Raw genomic sequence first — 24,896 nt, 5'->3', positions numbered from 1 at the left:
GTGGCCCATCGACACAAGGGGTGCCGATGCCCTATGGCTCGCGGCTGTCCGCGACGATGACCCGGCGACTGGGACGCGAGTGCGTCTACACGCCCTCGGCCCGGCTGGCCCTGTACCTGGCGCTCAGGCGCTGGTGCCGGCCGGGCGCGCGGGTGCTGATGTCACCGGTGAACGACGACGTGATCCTGTTCGTGGTCCTCGCGGCCGGGCTGCGCCCCGTGCAGGCCCCCGTGTCCGTGTGGGACGGCAACATCGACCCGGCCGCCGTACCGGAGTCGACCTGGCGCAATGTGGACGCGGTCCTGACCACCAACCTGTACGGCGTGCCCGACCGGGTCCTCGAACTGCGGCGCCGCTGCGAGCAGTTGGGGATCCCGCTGTTCGAGGACGCGGCGCACGCGATCGGCAGCCATGTGGCCGGACAGCCGGTCGGGACCTTCGGGAAGGCGGCGGCGTTCAGCCTGTCCAAGCACGTGGCCGGGATGGCGGGCGGTTTCCTCGCCGTCGAGGACGCGCGCACGCGCCGGGAACTGGAGCTGCTGCGGGACGATCTGCTGACCCCCGGGCGGCTGCGCGAGGACCTGGCCACGACCCTGCGCCCGCTGGCCCGGTCCGCCGTCCGGTCGCTCCATCTGGTGCGCCCGGTGTGGCGGACCATGGAGCGTCTGGGGCTGCTGGAGCGCGACGCGTTCCGGATGGACCTGCGCGCACCACGGCTCAGCGCCTCCGCGCGGGAGGCACCGAGCCTGACCGCGTACGAGCGGTGGGTCCGTGTCGATCTGCACGGCTACCGTTCCCGGCACGGCTCGCTGGTCCGCGGCCAGCTGACGCTGCGGATGGCCCGGCTCGACGAGGACCTGGCCCGGCGCAGGGCCGGGGTCGCCCTGCTGGCGGGCACACCGTGGGCCTCGCCTGCGCTGCGCGACCGGACGGCGCACGAGGGGCCCCTCCCCCTCTTCCGGGTGCCGCTCCTGGTCCACGACCGGGACTTGCTCGTCCAGCGGCTGGTGCGGCACGACGTGGTCTGCGGCTACATCTACGACCCGCCGCTGGACGACTACGCGGGCGCGGAGTTCGTCGAACCCTCCCCCGATCCGGCGCCGGCCCGCTGGTTCGCCGCGCACACGCTCCCCGCCGATCCGCTGCTGGCCCGCAGGATCGTGGGCGCGTTCACGAAGGAACGGGTGGCCGACGCGCACCCCTCGCTGCTGCGGCCGGTTCGGGACGTCACACCGCCGCGGTTGCTGGGCCAGTGAACTGCGACACCCCGACGATCGATCAAAACATCAGGGGGTTAGCATATGAGCGCCGCCTAGCTCGAAAGAGAATTCTGTGACTGTCAAGGACGACTCGTTCACCGACTGGAAGAACCGCGAGGAGATCGCGGAATCGATGATCCCGATGATCGGGAGGCTGCACAGGGAGCGGGACGTAACGGTTCTGCTGCACAGCCGTTCCCTGGTGAACAAGTCGGTGGTCAGCATCCTCAAGACCCACCGGTTCGCCCGGCAGATCGCCGGTGAGGAGCTCTCCGTCACCGACACCCTGCCCTTCGTCCAGGCGCTCACGGCGCTGGACCTCGGCCCCTCGCAGATCGACATCGGCCGGCTCGCCGAGATCCACCAGGCCGACGACCGCGGGCTGTCGGTGGCCGAGTTCACCGCCGAGGCCGTGGCCGGCGCGACGGGCGGCAACAAGATCGACCGCCGTGAGCCGCGGGACGTCGTCCTCTACGGCTTCGGCCGCATCGGCCGCCTGGTGGCCCGGCTGCTGATCGAGAAGGCGGGCTCCGGCAACGGCCTCAGGCTGCGCGCGATCGTGGTCCGCGGGGGCGGCGACCAGGACATCATCAAGCGCGCCTCGCTGCTGCGCCGGGACTCCATCCACGGCCAGTTCCAGGGCACGATCACCGTCGACGAGGCCGAGAGCGCGATCATCGCCAACGGCAACACCATCAAGGTGATCTACGCGAACGACCCCTCCGAGGTCGACTACACGGCGTACGGCATCAACAACGCCATCCTCATCGACAACACCGGCAAGTGGCGCGACCGCGAGGGCCTCTCGCAGCATCTGCGCCCCGGCATCGACAAGGTCGTCCTGACCGCGCCGGGCAAGGGTGACGTCCCCAACATCGTGCACGGCGTCAACCACGACACGATCAAGCCGGACGAGCAGATCCTGTCCTGCGCGTCCTGCACCACCAACGCGATCGTGCCGCCGCTGAAGGCGATGGCCGACGAGTACGGCGTGCTGCGCGGCCACGTGGAGACGGTCCACTCGTTCACGAACGACCAGAACCTGCTGGACAACTACCACAAGGCCGACCGCCGGGGCCGTTCGGCGCCGCTCAACATGGTCATCACGGAGACGGGCGCCGCTTCCGCCGTCGCCAAGGCGCTGCCCGACCTCAAGGCGCCGATCACCGGCAGCTCGATCCGGGTCCCGGTGCCGGACGTCTCCATCGCGATCCTGAGCCTGCGCCTGGGCCGTGAGACCACCCGCGAGGAGGTTCTCGACCACCTGCGGGACGTCTCCCTGACCTCCCCGCTCAAGCGCCAGATCGACTTCACCACGGCCCCCGACGCGGTCTCAAGCGACTTCATCGGCTCGCGCCACTCCTCGATCGTCGACGCCGGTGCCACCAAGGTCGACGGCGACAACGCGATCCTCTACCTCTGGTACGACAACGAGTTCGGCTACTCCTGCCAGGTGGTCCGGGTCGTGCAGCACGTGACCGGCGTGGAGTACCCGACCTATCCGGCGCCCGCGGTCTGATTCGGCCGTTCGGACGGGCCGGCGAGGGACGTCGGCCCCGCACCGGGCCGGTCAGTGCCGTCGTTCCCGGTACAGGTCGCGCAGCAGGGCGATCTCGGCGCCGTGGTGCAGGACTTCCTGGTTGACCCACCACACGATGTCCAGGAACGGTTCCTCGGCGTCGCTGCCGTGCGGGTAGGTGCAGCGGCCGACGGTGTCGAGGTCGGTGTCGTCGGTGTCGCGCAGCGCCGTGCGCCAGGCGTCGGCGGCCGCCTCGAAGGCGGCGATCGCGTCCGCCGCGGTGCCGCTGACACGGTAGTCGTCGCGGGTGAGGGTGTGGGTGCCCGACGTGTGGTCGGCGCGCAGGAAGAGCATCTCGCTGAGGTGGCTCAGGCGCCATGCGAGGGTCGTGAACGGCGGCGGAACGGGGTGCGGGTGGGGCGCGGCGTCCCGGCCCCAGTCGCCGGTCCCGGCCAGGAAGGTCGCTCGGGCTGCTGGTCGGTCCGTACGCCTACGGACCGACCAGCAGCCCGCCGCCGGCTCCCAGAGGTACTCGTCGTCGGTCATCGCCCCGACCGGGGTCCGCGAGCCGTCGCCGCTGTCCATGACCGGCCCGTTGAGCCGGCCGGCCAGGCGCTCGCAGGACCAGTCGAACTGGTCCAGCAGGGGGGTGAGGCGAGGTCCTGCGGTCATCGGTGCTCCCCTGGACGGTCCGGTCCGCCAGGCTGGCACAGCAAGGGGAGTCCCGCTCCTTCTTTTTTCAGGCCTAGTGCCCCCGGAACGCCTCCTCCAGCCACCACGCCCCACGGTCCCGGACCACCTTGGCGTCGATCAGCAGCGGGGCGGACCGCGGCCCGGCGACCCAGTCCTCCACGGCCTTGAGATCCGTCCGGGTGTGCACGGTCACCGCCTCGAAGCCGTAACCGCGGGCCACGGCCGCGATGTCGGTCGGCGGGAACTCGACCGTGTCGAGCGGGTGTCCGTCGGGGCCGAAGTGGTGCACCTCCGCTCCGTAGGCGTCGTCGTTGTACACGACGACGACCATGGGAAGCCCGAGCCGTCGTACGGTGTCCAGGTCGGCGGCGCCCATCAGCGCGCCGCCGTCGCCGAGTGCGGCCACCGGCAGCCGGTCCGGGCGGGCCAGGGCCGCGCCGATCGCGGTGGCGAGGCCGAGGCCGATCGACTGGTAGGCCTGCGTGAAGCAGAAGCCGTCCTGGTCGGGCACCGACAGGAACATGCTCGGGTGGCCCATGAAGTTGCCGGAGTCGACGCCGATCACCCGCTCCGCGGGGAGGATGTCGTCGAGCGCGATGCTGAGCGTGCGGGGGTCGATCCGGTCACGGGTGCTCGTGTCGTCGTACGGCACGTCACGCCAGCGCACCCGCGTGGCCACGGCCTCGGCGATGACGGGCGTCCGCAGGCCCTGCCGTTTCCCGCCGGGGGCCGCCAGGACGTGCCGCGCGGTGAGTTCGACATCGCCGGTGACCCCGAGACGCAGCGTCCGGTGGGCGCCGAGTGCCGAGGGGTCGTCGTCGACCTGCACCACGGTCGTGTCCGCACCGATGAGGGCGCCGTGCCGCATGGTCCACATGTTCAGTGCACAGCCCCAGCCGACGATCACGTCGGCGCCGCCGATGAGTTCGGCCGCCAAGGGCGAGGCGAAGCCGCCGGACACGTCGAGCGACCAGGGGTTGTCGTGGAACAGCCCACGCGCCACGGCCGAGGTCGCCAGCAGGGCCCCGCAGCGCTCGGCGAGGGCTTCGAGGGCGTCCCGGGCCCCGGGTGAGCGCGCACCGCGTCCGGCCACGAAGACCGGCCGCCGGGACTGCTCCAGCACCTGGGCCAGAGCCGCCACTTCGTCAGCGGACGGTTCGACCGCCGTTCGCAGCGGTGGCGGTGCGGCCTGGGCGAGGGCATCGTCGGGGGCGTCGGACGCCTGTACGTCCAGGGGGAGGTTGAGAAGCACGGTGCGTCGTTCGTGCAGAGCCCGTCGTACCGCCGCGCACGCCTGTCCTACGGCGTCCTCGGGCGACGCGACCCGCATCGGGACCGCGCCCACCGCCGTCCCCAACGCCTCCTGGTCGACATAGAAGTTGGAGGTCGGCCGGGTCACCTCGGCCGCCACCACGACGAGCGGTGTGCGGCTCTTGGCCGCCTCGGCGATCCCCGTCATCGCGTTGGTGAGCCCGGGTCCCTGGTGGACGCTCACGGCGGCCACCGTGCCGCTCACGCGCGCGTACGCGTCGGCCATCGTCGCCGCGCCGCCCTCGTGGCGGGCGGCGACGAAGCGGGCGCCGGCCGCGACCATGGCGTTGGTCAGGTGGAAGTTGCCGGACCCCACGACGCCGAAGACCTGCTCGACCCCGGCCGCGTACAGGGCCCGTCCGACGGCCTCCGCGACCTTCACGACCGCTCCACGAGGGCCAGCACGCGCGCGGGCGAGCCGGAGCCCGCGACGATGGGCAGGGGGCCCGCGACGACGACGCTGCCGGTCGCGGGCAGCGCGGCCAGGTTCTGGAGCTGGGTGAGGCCGTACTTGTCGCTGCCCATCAGATAGGAGTGGCAGGGGAAGGCCGGATCGAAGGAGTGCCCGCGCCCGGCGTCCGTGCCGACCGTCTCGACACCGAGGCCGATCACGGGCGACTGCTCGGCCACCCAGCGGGCGCATTCCGGGGACAGACCGGGCGTGTGGGGACCGTTCTCGTCGGCGTTCAGGAACGCCTCCTGGGAGTGCGAGCGGGCGTCCCAGCCGGTGCGCAACAGCAGCCAGCCGCCGTCCGGCAGCGGCCCGTTGTGTTCCTCCCAGGCCTTGACGTGGTCCACCTCCACGAGGAAGTCCGGATCCTTGGCCGCCTCGGCGGTGAAGTCCAGTACGGCGGCGGGGGCGATCAGCCGCTGAGCCGGGACGGACGCCACGTCGGCGAGTTCCCTTCCGGTCACCCAGTGGTTCGGGGCGTCGAAGTGCGTGCCGGTGTGCTCGCCGCTGCGGAAGTTGTTCCAGTACCAGGCGGGGCCGCGGTCGTCGTACCGGCTGATCTCCTCCAGCTCGAACACGGCCGTCTGGCCGAACTCCGGCGGAAGCTGGATCACGGGTGTGGACGACGACAACGGCGAGGTGAGATCGACGACTTCGATCGAACCGGCCCGCAGGGCGGACACCAGCGCGGCGAGAAGGGACGGCTGCTCGTGCATGAGGGCCTCCTGAAACACTCCGAGGCCGACAGCATGTCACCGACCGTCCGGTCGAGGCCCCGGCACGACGGGCCCCGGATCGTCCGATCCGGGGCCCGTCGGCAGGTAGTGCAGGTGTCAGGTCAGTTGACGCCGACGTGGGCGTTGACGCTCGCCGCGACACCCTGGGTGGAGACGAGGGCGTCGACGTCGGCGCAGACCTCGAGGTGCGCCAGCTGGAGGTGCAGGCCGGCGGTGGTCGCGGCGGCGACACCACCGGAGACGTTGTCCAGGTCGGCATCGTTGAGCTCGGCCGCTACGAGGTGGGGGGCGACGTTCATGACGCGCGGTTCCTTTCGCATGAGCAATCCTCGAGGAGGAGGGACACCGGATGGAAGCACGCCGGGCATGAACACGGCCAGTCAGCCGGACACCCTCCACAGGACGTTCCCGTCCCGGCTTCACCGATCGCAACATGGTCACCCAATCCGTCGGTTCCTTCACAGAATTTGCTGCCGCAGGGACCGATCCTCCCTCGCTGTGCCGTTCCGCAGGCGAACGCTCCACCACCGAAGAGCGGTGCGGAAAACGTTTTATCCGCGGCCGGGGTAGACTTGCGTCGCCCATGTGGAACAGCGAGGGGGTGGACGCCATTTCGGTTCGCCCCGCCCGTATCCAGGACGTCGCGGCCGCCGCCGGGGTCTCGGTCTCCACGGTGTCGAACGTCCTGAATAGGCCCGAGCGGGTCAATGCGCGCACCGCCGAGCGGGTCCGCGACGCGGTCGCCGCCCTCGACTACGTCCCCCATCCGGGAGCCGCCGGGCTGCGCACCGGGCATTCCTCGTCGATCGGCCTGGTGCTGCCGGACGTGGCCAACTCCTTCTACTCGCGCATCGCGCGCGGCGCCGCGGACGCAGCCTACGAACACGGCTACTCCCTCGTCCTGTGCGACAGCGGGGACGCGCCGGAGCGGGAGCAGGGCTACTTCACCATGCTCATCGAACAGCGGGCGGTCGGCGCGGTGGTGGTGCCGCTCAGTGCCGACCCCACCCGGCTGTCGCGGCTGCGCGAGCGCGGTATCCCGCTGGTGCTGGCGGACCGTGCGATGCCCGCCCAGGAGGGCTGTTCGGTCTCCGTCGACGACATCGCCGGGGGCCGCATCGCCGTGCAGCACCTGCTGGACCGCGGGGCGCGCGACGTCCTCGTCGTGAACGGCGAGCGCACGATCCGTCAGTGCGCCGACCGCTACCAGGGCGCCCGGCAGGCCGTGCGCACCCGGCGCGAGGCCCGCCTCGACCAGGTGGTCGCCGAGGAGATGACGGTGGCGTTCGGCAGCGAAATAGCCCACAGCCTCGACGAGTTGCCCGACGGCGTGTTCTGCACCAACGACTTCCTCGCGGCGGGGCTGTGCCGGGCGCTGGGCGAGCGCGGTGTGAAGGTCCCGGAGGACGTCCAGGTGGTCGGTTACGGCGACCTGGACATTGCCAGCTTCGTGGGCACGACACTGACCACGGTCCGCCAGCCGGTCGAGGAGCTCGGCCGGGCGGCCGTGGAGATGCTCCTGGACGAGGTGGAGGCCCGCGCGGAGCACGCCCACGAGGCACGGGTGTTCGCACCGGGCCTGGTCCTGCGGGACTCCACCCGGGCTTCGTCAGACGCGCCTTTCTAGCGTCACCGGCCCCAGCAGGCCGGAGGGGAGCTGGGAGGGGAAGGCCCAGGCGGTGGGCGTGGCTTCGGACAGATACGGCGCCAAAGTGTTGTGGACGGTCACTTCGAGGCGGACGGTGCGCCCGGCGGTCCCACGCAGTTCGAAGCGGTACGGCGCGCAGAACGCCTCCCCGACGATTTCACCGTCGACGCACACCGCGACACTGCCACGCACCCGCCCCAGATCCAGCACCGGGTCCGGCCCGGCCGGCACCTCCGGTGTCCGGGCATAGGTCACGCCTCCGCTCCAACCGCCCAGTCCCATCTCACCCCACTCGCCCAGCGGCATGGGTGCCGGTACCGTGCGGACGCGTACCGGTCCCCGCCAGGCGGAGCCACCGCGCAGAACGGCCGTGGGAGCGGTGACCACTTGGCACTCGGCCGCCTCGTCGAGCGGTTGATCCAGCGTCAGTACACCGCCCAGGAAGTCGAGTTCAGGGCCGTCGCCGATCGTCACCCGGGCGGGAAGCTCCAGTGGCAGGTCGAGCGACACGGTCCCCGCCGGCACGGTGAACCGGAAGCGCTGCTCGACCTCCCGGAGGTCGTCGGTGGACCGCAGCGGCAGTACGGCGGACCCGAGCACCGGAGCACCGGCCAGCCACTCGGCGTCGGGCAGGGGGTGCGGCCGTACCGCCGCGCCACAGTGCTGCAACTCTCCCCACCGGCCCGTGTGTTCGATGGTCAGCCCGCTCCACTCCCCCGTCCCGGCCGCCCAACCCGGGCCGCTGACCAGGGCGGTCGTGTCCGCCACGAGGTCGACGAAGACACCGTCCCGCGCGTCGACGCTGTCGGCCACGACGTCGAGGACGTGATCGCCGCCGCTCAGCGTCAGTTCGTGCCGGAAGAACATCGGCACCGCGCCCCAGTCGGACTCGTAGTACTCGACCTTCTCCTGCCGTGCCACGACGGCTCCGTCGAGGAGGACGGTCACGCCGACCGCGGCACCCACGACGAGGACCGCGTCCGTACCCTGCCCCGGGGCGCTGATACGGCCGCGATAGGTCACGCTGCCGTCCGGTCGTACGCCGTCGGGCAGGCGCATGAACAGCGGGCGCGGCGCGAACCCGTCCGGACGGGACAGACAGAAGTAGCTGCCCAGCGGGGTGTCGGCGGCGGCCGAGATGGTCTGCGGCCGGTCCTGGGCGTCGGACAGTTCGTACTCGAGCACATTGCGGGCCCGTTCGACCTCGACCCGGGCGGACGCCAGATGGCCGCCGCCCGTCTCCAGCCGGCTGCCGTTCCACCACAGGCGTTTGACCGCCGCCGCACCGACATGCAGATCGGCGGGTCCCCGGTGGTCGGTCTCCACGACGGCCCTGACCCGGGCGACGGTCCCGCTCCCGGGTACCGGCACCCGCACGAACTCCTCCGGTACCAGTCCCTTGTTGCCGAGCAGACCGTACGGGTCCGGGATGCCGCGACTCGACGAGTACAGCGAGACGGCCCAGTCCGGGGACGCCAACTCGCGCTCCCCTGACAGGACTTGCTCGACGGCGGCACGGTCCAACGGAGCCGGAGCCTGTGCGGAGGGCACGGGCGCCAGGACGCGGACCCGGTTGCCGTATGTCACCCTCGTCTGCTCCCACGAGCCTTCGGTCTCGGTCCACCGCATGGTCCAGATCTGCGGTTCGGTGACGGAGGCTCCGGCGGGCAGGGCCAGGTCGCCCCAGGTGTTGTCCATGGTGGGAGCAAGGCGGCCCTCCCAGCCGGTCGACAGGTCGGTCGTCTCCGGCGGCTCCGTGGGCGACGGGGGAACAGCGTCCACCAGAGGGCCTTCGCGCCATACGACGAGGGCGGCGGGGGCGCCCTCCAGGGGTACCTCGATGGTCGAGACGCCGTCGGTGACGGTGACGCGTCCGGTGCGGCGGGTGCCGGTCGCCGGGTTCCAGATCTCGGCCTCGGCGACCGTGGCCCGTACGGTGACGGAGGAGGTGCGGGCGTAGCGGGCGGGGTCGATCTCGTGGTGGTCCCGCGGCGGATGCGTACGGGCGTCGGGGAACGCCCCCGTGACCAGCGCGACCGCCGCGTCGCCCTTCCTCCTGACGAGCAGCGGCACCTCGCCCGTCGCGTATCCGGCGGCTTCGGCGACCGCGGCCGCACCGGCCTCGGCGTCGGTCACCCGCTCCAGGCGGGGGTGATCCAGAAGTGCGGCCACGACGGAGTCGTCACCGCCGAGCCCGGCCGCCTGCGTCGGCGGGCGGCCGACGACCACGACCCGTCCGCCGGCGTCGAGGAGTTCGGCCAGTCGGCGGGCCGTCTCGTGCTCCAGGACGCTCGCCGAGGGCAGCAGGACCGCGGTGTACGCCAGGTCCCTGATGCGCAGGGCCCCGTCGCCGGCCTTGGCCCCCTGGACGGAGGCGTCGTCGATGACGTCGAAGGAGACGCGGTGGCGGTCGAGGGCGCCGACGGCGGGCCTGAGCCAGTTGTTGGTGCCGCACAGTTCCAGGTAGTGGCGCTGGGTCTCGTCGACGTCGGCGTGGGCCGCGCCCAGGCGGCCGTCGCCGAAGTGCTGGACGGGGGCGTCCAGGGGGATGAGGGCCTGCATGGTGGCGGTCGGATGCAGGACCGCCACGTCGGCGCTGTAGGTGCCCCAGGACAGGATCGAGCAGATCCGGGCGACGGCCCGGGAGAAGGCGGGGTACTGCCGCCAGTAGGGCTGGCGCCAGTCGGTGGACGGCGGCGCCCACTCGAACCAGCCGCCCGCGGTGCCGAAGTAACTGGCGTGCGGGTTGTAGAGGTTGGCGCCGCTGCGCAGGAACGGCAGCAGCCAGTCGTAGGTCTCCTCCAGGGTGCCGCCCCAGCCGGAGGAGTGGAACGACTCGATCCAGACGCGCTCGTGGCCGTAGAGGTGGGCCATGGAGGAGTGGACCTTGGCGTCGCCGTGGTGGTCGCTGCCGGCGGCGCTGTACCAGCGGTGGGTGCGGAAGTAGTCCGTGTAGAGCTGCGTCGACTGGGCCGGGAAGCCGGAGCGGGCGGGGTGGCTCTGGTCGCAGCCCAGGAGCAGGCCGCGCTCGTCGTGCCAGGCGGCGAGGGGACGGAACAGCGCCTCTTCGGTGAGCTCGGCACGGACGGCGTAGTAGTCGGCGCGGATCTTCCGGGCCCGGGTGGTGTCGTCGCCCGTGAAGAGGGCGGGGAGGTGGTCGAGGAGGTCGTAGCCGCGTCGGGCCCGGAACTCCTCGGGGAAGCGGCCGGTCCAGGAGTTGGTGGCGGGAAGCTCGTCCTGGAAGCTGCCGGCGATGACGTTGCCCAGGTACTCGGGCACGCGCCGGTCGTACTCGCGATGGATGGCGTCGAACAGGAGATCGACAGACGCCGGGTTCAGGTAGTCGAAGGCGGTGGGGACGGCGAGGACCAGGCGCACCTGGGTGCCGTCGGCGACCTCGAGCCGTGGCGGTCCTTGGCGACCTACAGGGTCGGGCCGCCCGGAGACCGGCACCCGCGCGCCACCGCTGTCGTACGCCCCCAGCAGTGTCTCCGCGCCTTGCAGCGCGACCGTGCCGTCGGAGACGACGGCCAGGCGTGACCGCAGTGCGCGGCCTGCCGCGTCGGGGTGCTCCCGGGTGATGCCGCCCTGCACGTTGGCGCCGGAGAAGCCGATCTGGTCGTAGAACCACAGGCGCATGCCCAGGTCCCCGGCGATCTCACAGGCGTCCGTGAAGCGGGCCCACCACTCCTCGCCGAACCACACCGGGTCGTCGGTGCGGGCGCCGAAGGTCGGGCCGGCCGGGGCCAGGTTGATCACCACGAGGTTGTGGACGCCGCCGTCCGCGAACCGGCGCAGCTGCCAGGCCAGGCGGTCACGGGTGACCTTCGCGCCCGACCACCACCACAGCGGGGTGGGTCCGAAGTCCCGGGGCGGGTTGTCGAACAACTGTTGCAGGGCTGGAGAGATCACGGATAGGTCCTTCCGACGACGGCCTGGACACTCTCACGGATCAAAAACGTTTTACATCAGCCTCACCGTAGGACACCCCCGCGGCACCCACCAGAGCTGCGGGGCCGTCAGGTCGTTGCCACGGATGGCCGCATGACGTCTTGTTGGAACGTTTTTACGCTCCTATAGTCGCTGGACATCGGCCGAGAACAGCGACGTCCCCCTCCGCTCGGAACCCCTCTCCCCAGACGGAGCCGCATCATGGCCCGAACCTCGCCTGCCCCGAACCAGCCGGAACCGCCCATCGAGAAGCGCCTGTGGAAGGTCGCGACCCTCTCCGGCATGGCGTCCTACCTCGACGCCGCACTCATCGTCAGCATCGGCGTCAACCTGGCCATCTACCGCGACGCCTACGACATGGGCGTCTGGATGGCCGGTGCGATCAGCGCGATCGTCACCATCTGCATCGCCGTCGGCTCCCTGGTCGGCGGACGGCTCGCCGACGTGTTCGGCCGACGCCGTCTCTACAACCTGGACATCCTCTGCTACGCCCTCGGGGCGGTCATCATCACCCTCGCGCCCGACGACATCACCCTTCTGGTGGGTGTCCTGCTCGCCGGTCTCGCGGCCGGCGCCGACCTGCCGACGTCCCTGGCCGTGGTCTCGGACGCGTCCCCCGACCACGCCCGGGGCAGGCTCATCGCGTTCACGCAGGTCATGTGGATGCTGGGCATCATCGTCGTGGTCTTCGTCGGCTTCGCCCTGTCGGACACGGGCATGCTCGGCGCACGGCTCATCACCGGCCATCTGGCGGTCGCCGCTCTGGTCACCTGGCATCTGCGCTCGCGGCTGGAGCTGGCCACCGGACCGGACCCGGCACAGGACCAGGTCCCGACGGAGAAGCCGGCCGAGCAGCAGGGCGTCGCGCTCAGGAACGTCTGGACCCGTGCCGCGCTGGTGCCCATGCTCGCGACCTTCGCCTTCTACGTCACCTGGGGCCTGGGCGCCAACACCATGGGGCAGTTCACGACGTATCTGCTGGTCACCGTCAGCGGTGCCTCGCAGAGCGTGGCCACCGGCATCAACCTGGCCTGTCTCCCGATCGGCCTGCTGCTGACGCTCGCCTTCGTCCGGATCGCCGACGGCCCGCGGCGCGACCGGATGTTCTACGTCGCCACGCTCGTGCAGATCGCGGCCTTCGCGATCGGCACGCTCACCCTGGGCGCCATCGTCGGCTTCCTCGTCTTCTACGTCCTCTACCAGCTGTCGTATCCCTTCGCCGGCGAGGCGAACTACAAGGTGTGGTCGCAGCTGACACTGCCCGCGGACACCCGGGGCACCACACAGGGGATCACCTACGCCGTCTCGCGCGGGGTGTTCGCGGGCGTCGCGTTCGTCACGCCCGCCCTGCTCGACCGGAGCCCCAGCCTGCTGCTCTGGGTGATCACCGGCTGCATGGCGCTGTCGGCCCTCGCGGGTCTGTACATCGTCCGCGTCCTCATTCCGCGCGTGTCCCCGGTCGCCACCGCCCCGGCGGACGTCAAGGTCGCGCGGACCTGAACCGACCCCCGAAGGAGCGCCGACCATGGCGACGACCGAATCCACCACGACGCGTGCCGGTGCACGAGAAGCCGTGCTGGGCGAGTTGCTCCCGCCCGTGACGCGCCGCCGACCACGGATCGGGCTGGTCTCCGGCGGGCTCGGCACCTACTGGCCGCAGTTCCCGGGACTGCTGCCCCAGTTGAAGGAGTCGGCCGCGTATGTCGCCGACCGGCTGGGCCGGTTGGACGCGGAGGTGACGGACGCCGGGTTCGTCTCCGACGCGCAGGAGGGCGCGGCCGCCGCCGAGCAACTGCGGCGGGCCGACTGCGATCTGATCGTGCTGTTCCTGACGACCTATCTGACCTCGTCGATGGTGCTGCCGATCGCGCAGCGCACCCACACCCCGGTGCTGGTCGTCGACCTCCAGCCGTCCGAGCGGATGGACCACGCCTCCTTCGACACGGGCGACTGGCTGGCGTACTGCTCGCAGTGCTCCGTGCCGGAGGTCGGCAACGTCTTCCGCCGGGCCGGTGTCCCCTTCCGTTCGGTGTCGGGCTGGCTGCGGCAGGAGTCGGCGTGGCGGCGCGTCGAGCGGTGGGTGCGGGCCGCGCACGTCCGGGCGGCGCTCCGGCACGCCCGGCACGGACTGATGGGGCACGTGTATCCCGGGATGCTCGATGTGCAGACCGATCCGACGCTGCTGTCGGCGACGTTCGGCTCGCACGTCGAGGTGCTGGAGTTCGACGATCTGCGGCACCGGGTGGAGAAGGTGACCGAGGCGGAGACCCGGGAGCGGGTGGAGCTCGCCCGGCGGATCTTCACCGTCGACGACAGCGTGGTCGACGAGGACTTCGCGTGGGGCGCGACGGTGTCGGTGGCTCTCGACCGGCTGGTGGAGGACTTCGGCCTCGACACCCTCGCGTACTACCACCGGGGCCTCGACGGAGAGCTGCACGAGCGGCTCGGCGCCGGGATGATCCTGGGCGCCTCCCTGCTCACCGCCCGCGGAGTGCCCGCGGCCGGTGAGTTCGAACTGCGCACCAGTCTCGCCCAGTTGGCCTCGCAGAGTGTCGGTGCCGGAGGTTCCTTCACCGAGATCCAGGCGCTGAACTTCGAGGACGGCGTGGTGGAGATGGGCCACGACGGGCCGGCCCACCTCGCGCTCAGCGCCCGGGACCCGCTGCTGCGCGGCCTCGGTGTCTATCACGGCAAGCGCGGCTGGGGTGTCAGCGTGGAGTTCGACGTCCGGCAGGGGCCGGTCACGCTGCTCGGTCTCGGTCAGGACGCCGACGGCAGCCTGTCGTTCATCACCTCCGAGGGCACGGTCGTGCCCGGTCCGCTGCTGGAGATCGGCAACACCACCAGCAGGGTCGACTTCGGCCGTGATCCCGGTGAGTGGGTCGACGCGTGGAGCGCCACGGGGGTGGGGCATCACTGGTCGCTGGCCGTGGGGCACCACGGCGCTGATTTCGGGGCCGCGGCGAGTCTGCTGGGGATCGATCACCGGGAGGTGTAGCCCCGGTCAGGGAGCCTCGGCCGCCCGGACCCGGGCCAGGACCTCCCTGATCATCTCGGCGCTGATCATGAAATGCTCCCGGGCTGTCCCCTCCGCGCGCTCCGGATCGCCCGCCGCGACGGCCTCGTAGAGCGCCGTGTGTCCGTGACCGGCCCGTTCGTGGTGGGAGCGCTCGCCCTTCCCCCAGGGTTCGATCGGGAAGCCCAGGCTGATCCGGGTCAGCAGGTCCCGGCTGAGCTGGGCGATCTGCGGATTGTGGGTGGCCGCGCAGATCGCCCGGTGGAACGCGCTGTCGGCGGCCTGCTCCTCACGGGGTGTGCTCGCGGAGAGGTGCGCGTCCAGCGCCTCGCGCATCGGCTCCAGGTCCTCGGGGCGTCGGCGCCGGGCGGCCGTCGCGGCCACCATGCCCTCCACCAGCCCGCGCAGATCGAAGAGTTGCTCGAACTCCTCCCAGCGGGGCAGCAGCGTACGGCGGACCGCGGCGCCCGAGGACTCGGTCCAGCTGTCGCGGACGAACGCTCCGCCGTTGCGGCCCCTGCGGATCTCGATGACGCCCAACGCCAGCAGGCGTGCGACCGCCTCGCGCACGGTGGGGCGGCTGACGTGCAGCAGTGCGGTGAGCTCGCGTTCTGCGGGCAGCCGCTCGCCGGGCAGGAAGTCTCCGACGGCGATCGCGGTGAGCAGCCGGTCGGCGACCTCGTCGACCGCCGAGTTCACCCGGACCGGACGCAGCGAGGACGACGGACTGTCGCCGAGCAGGACACGGTCGAGGACGCGGGAGAACTCGTCACCGGGTTCAGGTGCGGATGTCAGTTGTCCTCCTGTGAGTCGCCTCTGTAAACGCGCACGGGCCACGTGAACCCGCTGTTACTTCTTTCCCTCACCACGCTAAAAGGTCTTGTGGACTGACCTTTTGCCCCCTCACTATCGCATCCATCCGTCACATCCCAACTATTTTCAGACAGCGGTCGGCTGGTTCCGACTGGTCTGGGAGGCTTCCCCGTGGCGATCCCCGAACCGAACCACACCGGAACCGTCGACTTCAACGGCCATTCCACCTGGTACCGGATCACGGGCGAACCGGGCAGGACACCCCTGGTGGTCCTGCACGGCGGGCCCGGCGCCGGCCACCACTACACGCTCAGCATCGCGGGCATCTCCGAGCAGGGCCGCCCCGTGATCCACTACGACCAGCTCGGCACCGGTTTCTCCACCCATCTGCCCGGCAAGGGCGCCGACTTCTGGACCGTCCAGCTCTTCCTCGACGAGCTGGACCACCTGCTCAAGGAGTTGGGCATCGCCGACGGCTACCACCTCCTCGGCCAGTCCTGGGGCGGCATGCTCGCCGCCGAGCACGCGGTACGCCGCCCGCCCGGGCTGCGCGGACTGGTCATCGCCAACTCCCCCGCGTCCATGGGGCTGTGGCTCGAGGCGGCGGCCGAACTGCGCGCCGGACTCCCCGAGGAGGTCCAGCACACCCTGCACGCCCACGAGGCGGCCGGGACCACGGACCACCCCGACTACCGGGCGGCCGAACAGGTCTTCAACGAGCGCCATGTGTGCCGAATGACGCCCAACCCGCCCGAGGTGCAGGCCACTTGGGACAACATCGCGGCCGATCCGACCGTGTACCACTCGATGAACGGCCCCAATGAGTTCCATGTCGTCGGCACCCTCAAGGACTGGTCGGTCATCGACCGGCTGCATCTGATCGAGGTGCCGACCCTGCTGGTGTCCGGGCGCTTCGACGAGGCGACCCCCGAGACCGTCCGCCCCTTCGCCGACCGCATCCCCGATGTGCGCTGGCACATGTTCGAGCATTCGAGCCACATGCCGCACGTCGAGGAGGAGCAGCTCTACCTCCGGGTCGTCGGCGAGTTCCTCGACTCCACCGACTGACTCCGGGAGTTCCCAGCCATGTCCCGCAATGCCAGACGGGGCGCGCTCGCCGCCGCCACCGTCGCCCTCACGCTCACCGCGGCCGCCTGTTCGTCCTCCTCCGACCCGGGCTCCTCCTCCGGCCCGGGCGCCTCCTCGTCCGGCTCCTCCGCCTTCCAGGCCCAGCACAAGGGCGGCACCCTGAAGCTCGTCGCCCACGCGGCCGCGGGCAGCTTCGACCCGCAGGTCAACTACACGCTCCAGTACTGGCAGTTGTTCCAGTCGATGTACGACGGGCTGCTCGCCTTCAAGAAGGTCAACGGTCAGGAGTCCTTCACCGTCGTCCCCGACCTGGCCACGGCCATGCCGAAGGTGACCAACGGCGGCAAGACCTACACCTTCACGCTCCGCAAGGGCATCACCTTCTCCAACGGCAAGGCCCTGACCACCGACGACGTCGTGGCGTCCTTCCAGCGCATCTTCAAGGTCTCCAGCCCCACCGCGGGCACCTTCTACAACGGCATCGTCGGCGCCGACGCCTGTCTCAAGACGCCGGCCTCCTGCACCCTGTCCAAGGGCGTGATCGGTGACGCCAAGGCGAACACGGTCACCATCAACCTGACGGCTGCCGATCCGGAGTTCGAGTACAAGCTGGCCGTCCCGCACGCCGTCGTCGTACCGAAGGACTCGCCGACGAAGGACGCCGGTACCAAGCCGCTGCCGTCGACCGGGCCGTACATGGCGGCGTCGTACGACCCCAACCGGGCGCTCAAGCTGGTCCGTAACCCGCACTTCAAGGAGTGGTCGCGGGAGGCGGAGCCGCAGGGCTATCCCGACGCCATCGACTACACCTTCGGCCAGACCGTCGAGTCCGAGGTGACCGCCATCGAGAACGGCCAGGCGGACTGGATGTACGACGCGCCGCCCGCCGACCGCCTCAACGAGATCGGCACCAAGTACGCCTCGCAGGCGCATGTGAACCCGCTGACGGCGTTCTGGTACGCGACGCTCAACGTCAACATGGCTCCCTTCAACAACAAGTTGGCGCGTCAGGCGATCAACTGGGCCGTTGACCGGTCCGCCGTGGTGCGGCTGTACGGCGGTACCAACCTCGCCTCCCCCGCCTGCACGGTCCTGCCGCCCGGCTTCCCCGGGCACGTCGAGTCGTGCGACTACACCAAGGGCGGCGGTGCGACCTGGAAGGCCGCGGACCTCGCCAAGGCCAAGGAACTGGTGAAGCAGTCCGGTACGGCGGGTCAGGAGGTCGGCATCGTCACGCAGGACGACGACGTCAACAAATCGATCGGGCAGTACCTGCAGAGCCTGCTCACCCAGCTCGGCTACAAGGCGACGCTCAAGCCGCTGTCGGGGAACATCCAGTTCACCTACATCCAGAACACCAAGAACAAGGTGCAGTTGGCCCTCACCTCCTGGTACCAGGACTATCCGGCGGCCTCCGACTTCCTCAACGTGCTGCTCTCCTGCGCGAGTTACCACCCCGGCAGCGACTCCAGCATCAACATCTCAGGGTTCTGCGACAAGGGCGTCGACGCGAAGATGCAGGCGGCGCTGAAGACCTCGCAGACCGACAAGGCGAGCGCGGACAAGCAGTGGGGTGCCGTGGACCAGGCGGTCATGGCCCAGTCCCCGCTGGTGCCGCTGATCAACCCGAAGATGATCGACTTCACGTCGAAGCGGGTCGGCAATTACCGGTTCAGCAAGCAGTTCTACATGCTGGTCGGGCAGTTGTGGGTGAAGTGACCCTGCCCCCGTCGGCCGGGGCCCGGCGCTCGCCGGGCCCCTGGCGGACCGCCGTCGGCGACCTGCTGCGCAACAGGACGGCGCTGGCCGCCGCCGCGGTCCTGCTCCTCGTCGTGCTGGCGACCCTGTGCGCCCCGCTCTACGCGGACCACATCGCCCACACCGACCCCTTCCAGTCCCATGTCTCCGGCACCACCGTCGTGGACGGAAAGACCGTGCCGGTGCTCACCCCGAGCAGCACCGGCCTCGGCCTCGGCGTCACCCCGATCGGCCCGACCTGGGACCCCGCCCACTACTTCCTCGGCGCCGACAACCAGGGCCGGGACGTGCTGGCCCGTCTGCTGTACGGCGGCCGTACGAGCCTGTTCATCGGGTTCACGGCGGCGCTGCTGACCTGCGTCGCCGGTACGGCCGTGGGGGTCGTCGCCGGGTACACGGGCGGGGTCGTGGACGCCGTCATCTCGCGGGTCCTGGACGTCGTCTGGGCGTTCCCGGTCTATCTGCTGGCCATCTGTCTGTCGGTGGTGCTGCTCACCAACGGTCTCCAGCTGGGCCCCGTCACCGTCGACGCGGGAAGTCTCTGGCTGCCCGTCACGATCATCGCGGCGATCTATGTGCCGTACGTCGCACGGCCGTTGCGCGGTCAGGTGCTGGTGCTGCGCAACAAGGAGTACATCCAGGCGGCCGTCGGCTCCGGCGCGCCCACCCCGCGCATCCTGCGCCGGGAGGTGCTGCCGAACGTGGTGCCGACGGCGATCGTGTTCGTCCCCCTGATGACCGCGCTCGCCATGCTCACCGAGTCGGCGCTGTCCTTCCTGTCCGTCGGCGTCCAGCCACCCGACGCCAGCTGGGGCACGATCATCGAGGACGGTCTGGGGCTCCTCTACACCCGGCCCGCCGTGACGATCGCGCCCGGTCTGCTGATCGCCCTGACCACGGCCGCGCTCAACGTCCTCGGTGACGGGGTGCGCGACGCGCTCGACCCGAGCGCCCGGCTGCGCGGAGGGGTGTGACCATGCTCGTCTTCGCCCTCAAGCGCTTCGCCTCGGCCCTGCTGGTGATGTTCGCGATCAGCGTGCTGGTGTTCCTGATCTTCTTCGCCACCCCGGGAGTCGACCCGGCGGCACGCATCGCGGGCCGCAACGCCGACCCGGCCACCCTCGCCCAGGTGCGGCACTCCTTCGGCCTGGACCGGCCGATGCCGATCCGCTATCTGCTGATGATGCGTCACCTGCTGATCGACCGGGATCTGGAGTCGTTCGTCAACCGCGGCTCCCGGGTCATCCCGCAGATCATCCAGGCCACTCCCGTGACCCTGTCCCTGGTCATCGGCGCGGCCCTGATCTGGATGACGGCCGGCATCCTCATGGGCACGGCCGCGGCGACCCTGCGCGGCAGGGCCGCCGACCCGCTCATCATGCTGGTGGGCGTGGTCGGTGTCTCGCTGCCGGCCTACTGGCTCGGCGAGGTCGTCAACCTCCTCACCCAGAAGCAGCTGCACGACTCGCTCTTCTCCTGGGTGCCCCCGCCCGGCTACGTCGGTCTCGGCCAGGACCCCGGCCAGTGGGCGCTGCACATGCTCTTCCCCTGGCTGACGCTCGCCCTGCTGTACGCCGGGATCTACGCCCGGCTGCTGCGCGGCGAGGTCGTCACCGCACTGAACGAGGACTACGTCCGTACGGCCCGCGCCAAGGGTCTGTCCGAGCGGCGGATCCTGCTCCGGCACGCCCTGCGCTGCTCGCTGATCCCGATCGTGTCGCTGTTCGGCCTGGACTTCGGCGCGCTCGTCGGCGGGGCCGCGCTCCTCACCGAGGTGGTCTTCGGCCTGCCCGGCATCGGCAAGCTCACCTTCGACGCCCTGCAGAACCTGGACCTGCCCGTGATCATGGGCACGGTCCTGTACGCGGCGTTCTTCGTGGTCCTCGCCAACGCCCTGGTGGACATCCTGTACGCGCGACTCGATCCGAGGGCCCGCCATGCCTGAACCACTGCTGGACGTACGTGACCTGCGAGTGCGCTTCCGCACCCGCCAGGGCCTCGTCACGGCCGTCGACGGTCTCTCCTTCTCGGTCGCTCCCGGCGAAGTCCTGGGCGTGGTGGGCGAGTCGGGCTCCGGCAAGAGTGTGTCGATGCTTGCCGTGCTGCGGCTGCTCACCAACCCGAACGTGACCGTGTCGGGTGAGGTCCTCTTCCGGGGGCGTGACCTGCTCACCCTGCCCGACAAGGAGATGCGTGCGGTGCGCGGCCGGGAGATCGCGATGGTCTTCCAGGACCCCATGACCGCCCTGACCCCGGTGTACACCGTTGGCTGGCAGATCGCCGAAGCGATCCGGGCGCATGAACAGATCTCCCGCAAGGTGGCACACGCGCGTGCCGTCCGGCTGCTCTCGGACGTCGGCATCCCCGACGCGGCCTCGCGGGTGAACGCCTATCCGCACGAGTTCTCCGGCGGGATGCGGCAGCGCGCGGTCATCGCGATGGCGCTCTCCTGCAGCCCCTCCCTGCTGATCGCCGACGAGCCGACGACCGCACTGGACGTCACGGTCCAGGCGCAGATCCTCGATCTGATGCGGGAACTGAACAGAGGGGGCTCCGCGATGGTGCTCATCACTCACGACATGGGTGTGGTCTCCCAGATCGCCGACCGGGTCCTGGTCATGTACGGCGGCCGGGCGGCCGAGGAGGGCCCGCGGCGGGCGGTGTTCCACGGTCCGCGACACCCGTACACCTGGGGTCTGCTCGACTCGGTGCCCCGGGTGGGCGGTCCCCGGCTGCGGCGGCTGCCCACCATCGCGGGCGTGCCGGTCGCACCGGGTGGCGTGCCGGAGGGGTGCGCGTTCGCGCCGCGTTGCCGGCTGCGGCACGACCGGTGCGAGGAGCGGCCCGTCCTGTCGGGTGATGCCCACCTCGACGCCTGCTGGCTGCCTCCCGACGACCGGGCGGGACTGAGAGTGAGCGCGAGAGACACGGAGGCGGCGTCGTGACGGCACAGGACATCGCGGCGGTGGTCCCGGACGCACCGCCCGCCGGAGAGGTCCTCCTGAGGGCCACGGACGTCACCAAGCACTACCCCGTGCGCGGAAGACACCAGGTGCTGCGTGCCGTCGACGGAGTCTCCCTGGCGGTGCGCGGGGGCGAAACCCTCGGTGTCGTCGGGGAGTCCGGCTGCGGCAAGTCCACGCTCGGCCGGTGCCTGGTCCGGCTCACCGAACTCACGGGCGGGCGGGTCGAGTTCGACGGGCAGGACATCTCCACGCTGTCCGCGCGCCGGCTGCGTCCGGTACGGCCTGGCATGCAACTGGTCTTCCAGGACCCGCAGGCCTCGCTCAACCCCCGCCGTCGTGCCGGGGACATCGTGGCCGAGCCGCTGCTCGTGCACCGGTACGGCGACGCGTCCGCGGTCCGCCGCAGGGTCCGGGAACTCTTCGACGTCGTAGGACTGGCGGCGGCACATCTGGACCGCTATCCGCACGAGTTCTCCGGCGGTCAGCGCCAACGCATCGGCATCGCACGCGCCTTGGCGACGAATCCGAAGCTGATCGTGGCCGACGAGCCGGTGTCCGCGCTGGATGTGTCGATCCAGGCGCAGGTGCTGAACCTCTTCGCCGATCTCCAGGAGGAGTTCGGTCTCACGTACGTCTTCATCGCGCACGATCTCGGGGTGGTCCGTCATGTGTCGGACCGGATCGCCGTGATGTATCTCGGTGAGATCGTCGAACTCGCCGGCACGGAGGCGTTGTACTCGGACCCGGCCCATCCGTACACGCAGGCCCTGCTGTCGGCGGTACCGGACATCGACGACGGGACGTTCGCGGAGGACGGCCCGCCCCGGGAGCGCATCGTGCTGACCGGTGAGGTGCCCAGTCCGGCGGACAAGCCGACGGGGTGCCCGTTCCGCACGCGTTGCCCCTACGCCCGGGATCTGTGTGCGGTGGAACGCCCGCGGCTCGCGCCGAATGCCTCCGGCCGTCAGGTGGCCTGTCACTACCCGCTGGCCGGCTGAGGTTCCGGGTCGCGCCCGGGGTCTGCAGCCCCCGGGCCGGTCACCCGTTCGTCAAGCAGGTCCTCAGGTTCAACCGAACTGACCGACCACGTAGTCGCCGGCCGGCTGCTGGGTCATGACGTTCAGCCGGTTGAAGGCGTTGATGACGGCGATCAGGGAGACCAGGGCGAGGAGCTCCTCCTCGTCGTAGTGCTTGGCGGCGTTCTCCCAGACCTCGTCCGAGACGCCGGTCCCGTCGGCGAGGCGACTGCCCTGCTCCGTCAGCTCCAGCGCGGCGCGCTCGGCCTCGGTGAAGACCTTGGCCTCACGCCACGCGGCGACCATGTGGAGGCGCTGCGCGGTCTCGCCCGCGGCGGCGGCCTCCTTGGTGTGCATGTCGAGGCAGAACCCGCAGCCGTTGATCTGGCTCGCGCGGATCTTCACCAGTTCCTGGGTCGTCATCGGCAGTCCCGAGTCGGTGACCACCTTGCCCGCCATGGCGAAGTGCTTCAGCAGCTTGCCGGCCAACGGGCTGGTGAAGACGTTGAGTCGGGCTTCCATGGTGTGCTCCTTCTGCCGTTGTCGATGGCTACACACATACGACTGAATGGCCCGGCGGATTGTGACAGGCCTGGATGTGACCTGCGTCTCCCTGGGGCGGGGCCCCTAGCCGCCGTACGCCTTCTTCCAGCGGGCCCGATGCCGTGCGTCCCCCTGACCCCGGCCGTTCACCTCGCCCAGCGACACGAGGGAGGCCCCGTTGTTCCACAGGCCGAGGAGGTCGCGGTGCACGGCGAGGATGTCGTGCTCCAGCGCGAACTTCTCGGAGGGGCCGGTGAAGCGTGAGGTCGTCACGAAGACGGCCACGTCGGCGCGGAAGTGCACCCGGGCGCCCAGGAGATCACGCAGCTCGCGATTCGGGATCGCCCTGCTCGGTGCGTACCGCTTGCACTGGACGACCATCGTGCGGCCGTCCGGCAGCCGGCCCAGGACGTCGGCGCCGTTGTCGCCCGCGCCGCCCACCCGCCGGACCTCCGTACACCCGTCCCGCCGGCACAGTCCCGCGACCAGTTCCTCGAACTCGGTGCCCGTCATGGCGTCCACCTCGGCGAGGGTCCTGCGACCCGCCTTCACCGCCTCCTCGTGCCGCCAGCGACGGTCCCTGCCCCGGAGAAGCCGGTCCGTGTGCCACAGCCGCCATGCGATCGCCGCGGCGGCGGCGGCCGACAGCACGCCCAGGAGATACGGCCACACGCTCGCCCGGAACAGCACCACGAGAACCAGCACCACCGCGCCGCCCAACCACCATTGCCGCTCCCGCCGTCCGCGAGCGGCCGCACTCCGTCGACGCCCGGCCACAGCACTCTCCCCCCTGTGTCCCTGCCAAGGAGTCTGGGCAGCTCAAGAGGGCGTGAGAAGGGCGCGAGTCGGCCACGTCCGAAGACCGCCGTGAACGCCGGTCGGCCGCGGTACCTGAAGGCACCGCGGCCGAAACGGGGAAAGACGTCAGCCCTTGACGGGCGTTCCGCGGCCCCAGGCCCAGGCGAGGCGGTCGGCGCCCGACTGGTTGGTGGTCTCCAGCCACGGCCGGTTGGCCGGTCCGACGAGCTTCTGCACCGAGTAGATGTCGTCGGTGCGCAGGCCCGGCCAGTACACCGAGCCCATCTTCAGCTCGCGGAAGGTGTCGGTGACGGCCTGGATGAAGTTGACGAAGTTGTCGTCCGGGGTCTTCACGTTGTAGTTCAGACCGGTCGTCATCGGCGCGCCGAACTCGTCCGCCACGGTCCGGTTCGCGCAGTCGCCGATGCGCACCTTGAGGTCGGCCACCCACTCGTCGTAGGTGGCGTACGACTTCCAGAAGCCGTAGTGGTGCAGCGACAGGTAGGTGCCCTTCAGGCGCGGGTCGGCACACACGGTCGTGACGTGGTCGTTGTAGCCGGCGCCGCTGACGAAGACCCGGTTGCGCGGCACGGACTTGTAGGTGTCCAGCCACTTCGCGGCGATGTCGGCCCACTCGGTGTCGGTGTAGCCGTGCGGCTCGTTCATCGGCTCGAAGTAGACCCGGGAGTTGCCCTTGTAGGCCTTGACCACGGTGTTCCACATCGGCCAGTAGGTGGCCTCGTCGTCGATGAAGCCGTCCTTGCGGTCGCCCGTGCCCTCCCAGTAGGACACGATGACCTTGAAGCCGTGGGCCGTCGCGGCGTCTATGACGCCCCGGTACGACTTCCAGTAGGAGCCGTTGACGGTGTACGGGTTGATCGGCAGCCGGACGGTGTTGGCGCCGAGGTTCGCCCGGAACGCCGAGATGATGCGGCTCGCCTTGGTGTACGTCTGGGCGTAGGTGTCGGAGGTCGACAGGCCCGACAGCTGAAGCTCGTCGTCGGCGAAGTTGTCGCGCGGGTCGGCCCAGTTGACACCCTTGAACTGGGTCGTGTCGGTGGTCGGCGCGGCGGCGGAGGCGGAGGCGGGGCTGCCGGTGAGGGTGGCGCCGGTGATCGCGGCGATCGCGACGGCGACGAGCGAGGCACGCAGCCTCGGGGCGCGACGGGTGCTGACGGGGGTCTTGCGCATCGACCAAACCCTTTCGGAATGACAGCATGTTTACGTAAACATGACGGCGCCGGAATCGTGGCATCCGCTCCGGCGACCGTCAAGGTTTCCCACACGTAACATCCGGTGCGACACGCAACACGTTCGTGTGCGGACGG

20 protein-coding genes are annotated in these 24,896 nt (G+C 70.5%); 11 read left to right on the top strand and 9 right to left on the bottom strand.

Features of this window, described 5'->3' with window-relative positions:
- Window positions 1-26 precede the first annotated feature (26 nt).
- Window positions 27-1,256 carry a DegT/DnrJ/EryC1/StrS family aminotransferase gene (locus M2157_RS42565; RefSeq protein ID WP_280867852.1) on the top strand — a complete coding sequence of 410 codons (1,230 nt, stop codon included), beginning with the start codon at window positions 27-29 and terminating at the stop codon, window positions 1,254-1,256.
- 76 nt (window positions 1,257-1,332) lie between these two features.
- Window positions 1,333-2,778, top strand: a complete 1,446-nt coding sequence (locus M2157_RS42560; RefSeq protein WP_266552725.1) for a glyceraldehyde-3-phosphate dehydrogenase — start codon at window positions 1,333-1,335, stop codon at window positions 2,776-2,778.
- Window positions 2,779-2,829: 51 nt separating this feature from the next.
- On the opposite strand, the gene M2157_RS42555 is transcribed toward M2157_RS42560, so the two are convergent.
- The 4 genes from M2157_RS42555 to M2157_RS42540 all read right to left on the bottom strand — a co-directional run bounded on the left by M2157_RS42555 (window position 2,830) and on the right by M2157_RS42540 (window position 6,269).
- A complete protein-coding gene (locus tag M2157_RS42555) occupies window positions 2,830-3,450 on the bottom strand; it encodes a DinB family protein (protein WP_280867851.1) in 621 nt (206 codons plus the stop codon).
- Window positions 3,451-3,523: 73 nt separating this feature from the next.
- Window positions 3,524-5,164 (bottom strand): thiamine pyrophosphate-binding protein, encoded by a 1,641-nt coding sequence (locus M2157_RS42550; RefSeq protein ID WP_280867850.1) that lies wholly within the window; start codon window positions 5,162-5,164, stop codon window positions 3,524-3,526.
- On the bottom strand, window positions 5,161-5,949 hold the full coding sequence (locus M2157_RS42545) for a cyclase family protein (RefSeq protein ID WP_280867849.1): 789 nt from the start codon (window positions 5,947-5,949) through the stop codon (window positions 5,161-5,163). Before M2157_RS42545 ends, M2157_RS42550 begins: the two co-directional genes overlap by 4 nt.
- Window positions 5,950-6,071: 122 nt before the next feature.
- Complete coding sequence (locus M2157_RS42540) at window positions 6,072-6,269, bottom strand: hypothetical protein (protein WP_280855814.1); 198 nt, start codon at window positions 6,267-6,269, stop codon at window positions 6,072-6,074.
- Window positions 6,270-6,571: 302 nt separating this feature from the next.
- On the opposite strand from M2157_RS42540, the gene M2157_RS42535 reads away from it, so the two are divergent.
- Window positions 6,572-7,597 carry a LacI family DNA-binding transcriptional regulator gene (locus M2157_RS42535; RefSeq protein ID WP_280858927.1) on the top strand — a complete coding sequence of 342 codons (1,026 nt, stop codon included), beginning with the start codon at window positions 6,572-6,574 and terminating at the stop codon, window positions 7,595-7,597.
- On the opposite strand, the gene M2157_RS42530 is transcribed toward M2157_RS42535, so the two are convergent.
- The gene (locus tag M2157_RS42530) at window positions 7,580-11,530 is read right to left on the bottom strand and encodes a glycosyl hydrolase (protein WP_280867848.1); all 3,951 of its coding nucleotides are present in this window, start codon (window positions 11,528-11,530) and stop codon (window positions 7,580-7,582) included. The two genes, M2157_RS42535 and M2157_RS42530, sit on opposite strands and share 18 nt — an antisense overlap.
- Before the next feature lie 240 nt (window positions 11,531-11,770).
- On the opposite strand from M2157_RS42530, the gene M2157_RS42525 reads away from it, so the two are divergent.
- Window positions 11,771-13,069 (top strand): MFS transporter, encoded by a 1,299-nt coding sequence (locus tag M2157_RS42525; RefSeq protein ID WP_280855816.1) that lies wholly within the window; start codon window positions 11,771-11,773, stop codon window positions 13,067-13,069.
- A 25-nt stretch (window positions 13,070-13,094) separates the two neighbouring features.
- Complete coding sequence (locus M2157_RS42520; RefSeq protein ID WP_280855817.1) at window positions 13,095-14,567, top strand: L-fucose/L-arabinose isomerase family protein; 1,473 nt, start codon at window positions 13,095-13,097, stop codon at window positions 14,565-14,567.
- 6 nt (window positions 14,568-14,573) lie between these two features.
- Here M2157_RS42520 and M2157_RS42515 read toward each other — a convergent pair whose 3' ends face one another.
- Window positions 14,574-15,284, bottom strand: coding sequence for an FCD domain-containing protein (locus M2157_RS42515; protein ID WP_280867847.1), 711 nt, complete (start codon window positions 15,282-15,284; stop codon window positions 14,574-14,576).
- A gap of 285 nt (window positions 15,285-15,569) precedes the next feature.
- Here M2157_RS42515 and M2157_RS42510 point away from each other — a divergent pair, with 285 nt between their 5' ends.
- Genes M2157_RS42510 through M2157_RS42485 form a run of 6 tightly spaced genes read left to right on the top strand, consistent with a single transcriptional unit; the run spans window position 15,570 to window position 22,209 of the window.
- The gene (locus tag M2157_RS42510) at window positions 15,570-16,466 is read left to right on the top strand and encodes a proline iminopeptidase-family hydrolase (protein ID WP_280867846.1); all 897 of its coding nucleotides are present in this window, start codon (window positions 15,570-15,572) and stop codon (window positions 16,464-16,466) included.
- Between the two features lie 18 nt (window positions 16,467-16,484).
- Window positions 16,485-18,206, top strand: a complete 1,722-nt coding sequence (locus M2157_RS42505) for an ABC transporter substrate-binding protein (RefSeq protein ID WP_280867845.1) — start codon at window positions 16,485-16,487, stop codon at window positions 18,204-18,206.
- Window positions 18,194-19,219 (top strand): ABC transporter permease, encoded by a 1,026-nt coding sequence (locus M2157_RS42500; protein WP_280867844.1) that lies wholly within the window; start codon window positions 18,194-18,196, stop codon window positions 19,217-19,219. Before M2157_RS42505 ends, M2157_RS42500 begins: the two co-directional genes overlap by 13 nt.
- A 2-nt stretch (window positions 19,220-19,221) precedes the next feature.
- Window positions 19,222-20,190, top strand: a complete 969-nt coding sequence (locus M2157_RS42495) for an ABC transporter permease (protein WP_037707443.1) — start codon at window positions 19,222-19,224, stop codon at window positions 20,188-20,190.
- Window positions 20,183-21,190, top strand: a complete 1,008-nt coding sequence (locus M2157_RS42490; RefSeq protein ID WP_280855822.1) for an ABC transporter ATP-binding protein — start codon at window positions 20,183-20,185, stop codon at window positions 21,188-21,190. The genes M2157_RS42495 and M2157_RS42490 overlap by 8 nt, the downstream gene beginning before the upstream one ends.
- Window positions 21,187-22,209 (top strand): oligopeptide/dipeptide ABC transporter ATP-binding protein, encoded by a 1,023-nt coding sequence (locus tag M2157_RS42485; protein ID WP_280855823.1) that lies wholly within the window; start codon window positions 21,187-21,189, stop codon window positions 22,207-22,209. Before M2157_RS42490 ends, M2157_RS42485 begins: the two co-directional genes overlap by 4 nt.
- 69 nt (window positions 22,210-22,278) lie before the next feature.
- Here M2157_RS42485 and M2157_RS42480 read toward each other — a convergent pair whose 3' ends face one another.
- The 3 genes from M2157_RS42480 to M2157_RS42470 form a co-directional block, all read right to left on the bottom strand.
- The gene (locus M2157_RS42480) at window positions 22,279-22,749 is read right to left on the bottom strand and encodes a carboxymuconolactone decarboxylase family protein (protein ID WP_280855824.1); all 471 of its coding nucleotides are present in this window, start codon (window positions 22,747-22,749) and stop codon (window positions 22,279-22,281) included.
- A gap of 105 nt (window positions 22,750-22,854) precedes the next feature.
- The gene (locus M2157_RS42475; RefSeq protein ID WP_280868348.1) at window positions 22,855-23,478 is read right to left on the bottom strand and encodes a restriction endonuclease; all 624 of its coding nucleotides are present in this window, start codon (window positions 23,476-23,478) and stop codon (window positions 22,855-22,857) included.
- A 216-nt stretch (window positions 23,479-23,694) separates the two neighbouring features.
- Entirely contained in the window at window positions 23,695-24,759 is a 1,065-nt protein-coding gene (locus tag M2157_RS42470) for a cellulase family glycosylhydrolase (protein ID WP_280855825.1), read from the bottom strand.
- Window positions 24,760-24,896: the final 137 nt, after the last annotated feature.

The organism is Streptomyces sp. SAI-127, from assembly GCF_029894425.1.
GTDB lineage: Bacteria > Actinomycetota > Actinomycetes > Streptomycetales > Streptomycetaceae > Streptomyces.
The sequence above is the reverse complement of the archived record's forward strand: the minus strand, read 5'-3'. Positions and strand labels throughout refer to the sequence as shown.

Bases quoted from the DNA above. Each gene is read 5' to 3' on its own strand.
- M2157_RS42565 (WP_280867852.1), top strand. From the start codon at position 27: ATGCCCTATGGCTCGCGGCTGTCCGCGACGATGACCCGGCGACTGGGA.
- M2157_RS42555 (WP_280867851.1), bottom strand. From the start codon at position 3,450: ATGACCGCAGGACCTCGCCTCACCCCCCTGCTGGACCAGTTCGACTGG.
- M2157_RS42545 (WP_280867849.1), bottom strand. From the start codon at position 5,949: ATGCACGAGCAGCCGTCCCTTCTCGCCGCGCTGGTGTCCGCCCTGCGG.
- M2157_RS42540 (WP_280855814.1), bottom strand. From the start codon at position 6,269: ATGAACGTCGCCCCCCACCTCGTAGCGGCCGAGCTCAACGATGCCGAC.
- M2157_RS42525 (WP_280855816.1), top strand. From the start codon at position 11,771: ATGGCCCGAACCTCGCCTGCCCCGAACCAGCCGGAACCGCCCATCGAG.
- M2157_RS42520 (WP_280855817.1), top strand. From the start codon at position 13,095: ATGGCGACGACCGAATCCACCACGACGCGTGCCGGTGCACGAGAAGCC.
- M2157_RS42505 (WP_280867845.1), top strand. From the start codon at position 16,485: ATGTCCCGCAATGCCAGACGGGGCGCGCTCGCCGCCGCCACCGTCGCC.
- M2157_RS42495 (WP_037707443.1), top strand. From the start codon at position 19,222: ATGCTCGTCTTCGCCCTCAAGCGCTTCGCCTCGGCCCTGCTGGTGATG.
- M2157_RS42490 (WP_280855822.1), top strand. From the start codon at position 20,183: ATGCCTGAACCACTGCTGGACGTACGTGACCTGCGAGTGCGCTTCCGC.
- M2157_RS42480 (WP_280855824.1), bottom strand. From the start codon at position 22,749: ATGGAAGCCCGACTCAACGTCTTCACCAGCCCGTTGGCCGGCAAGCTG.
- M2157_RS42470 (WP_280855825.1), bottom strand. From the start codon at position 24,759: ATGCGCAAGACCCCCGTCAGCACCCGTCGCGCCCCGAGGCTGCGTGCC.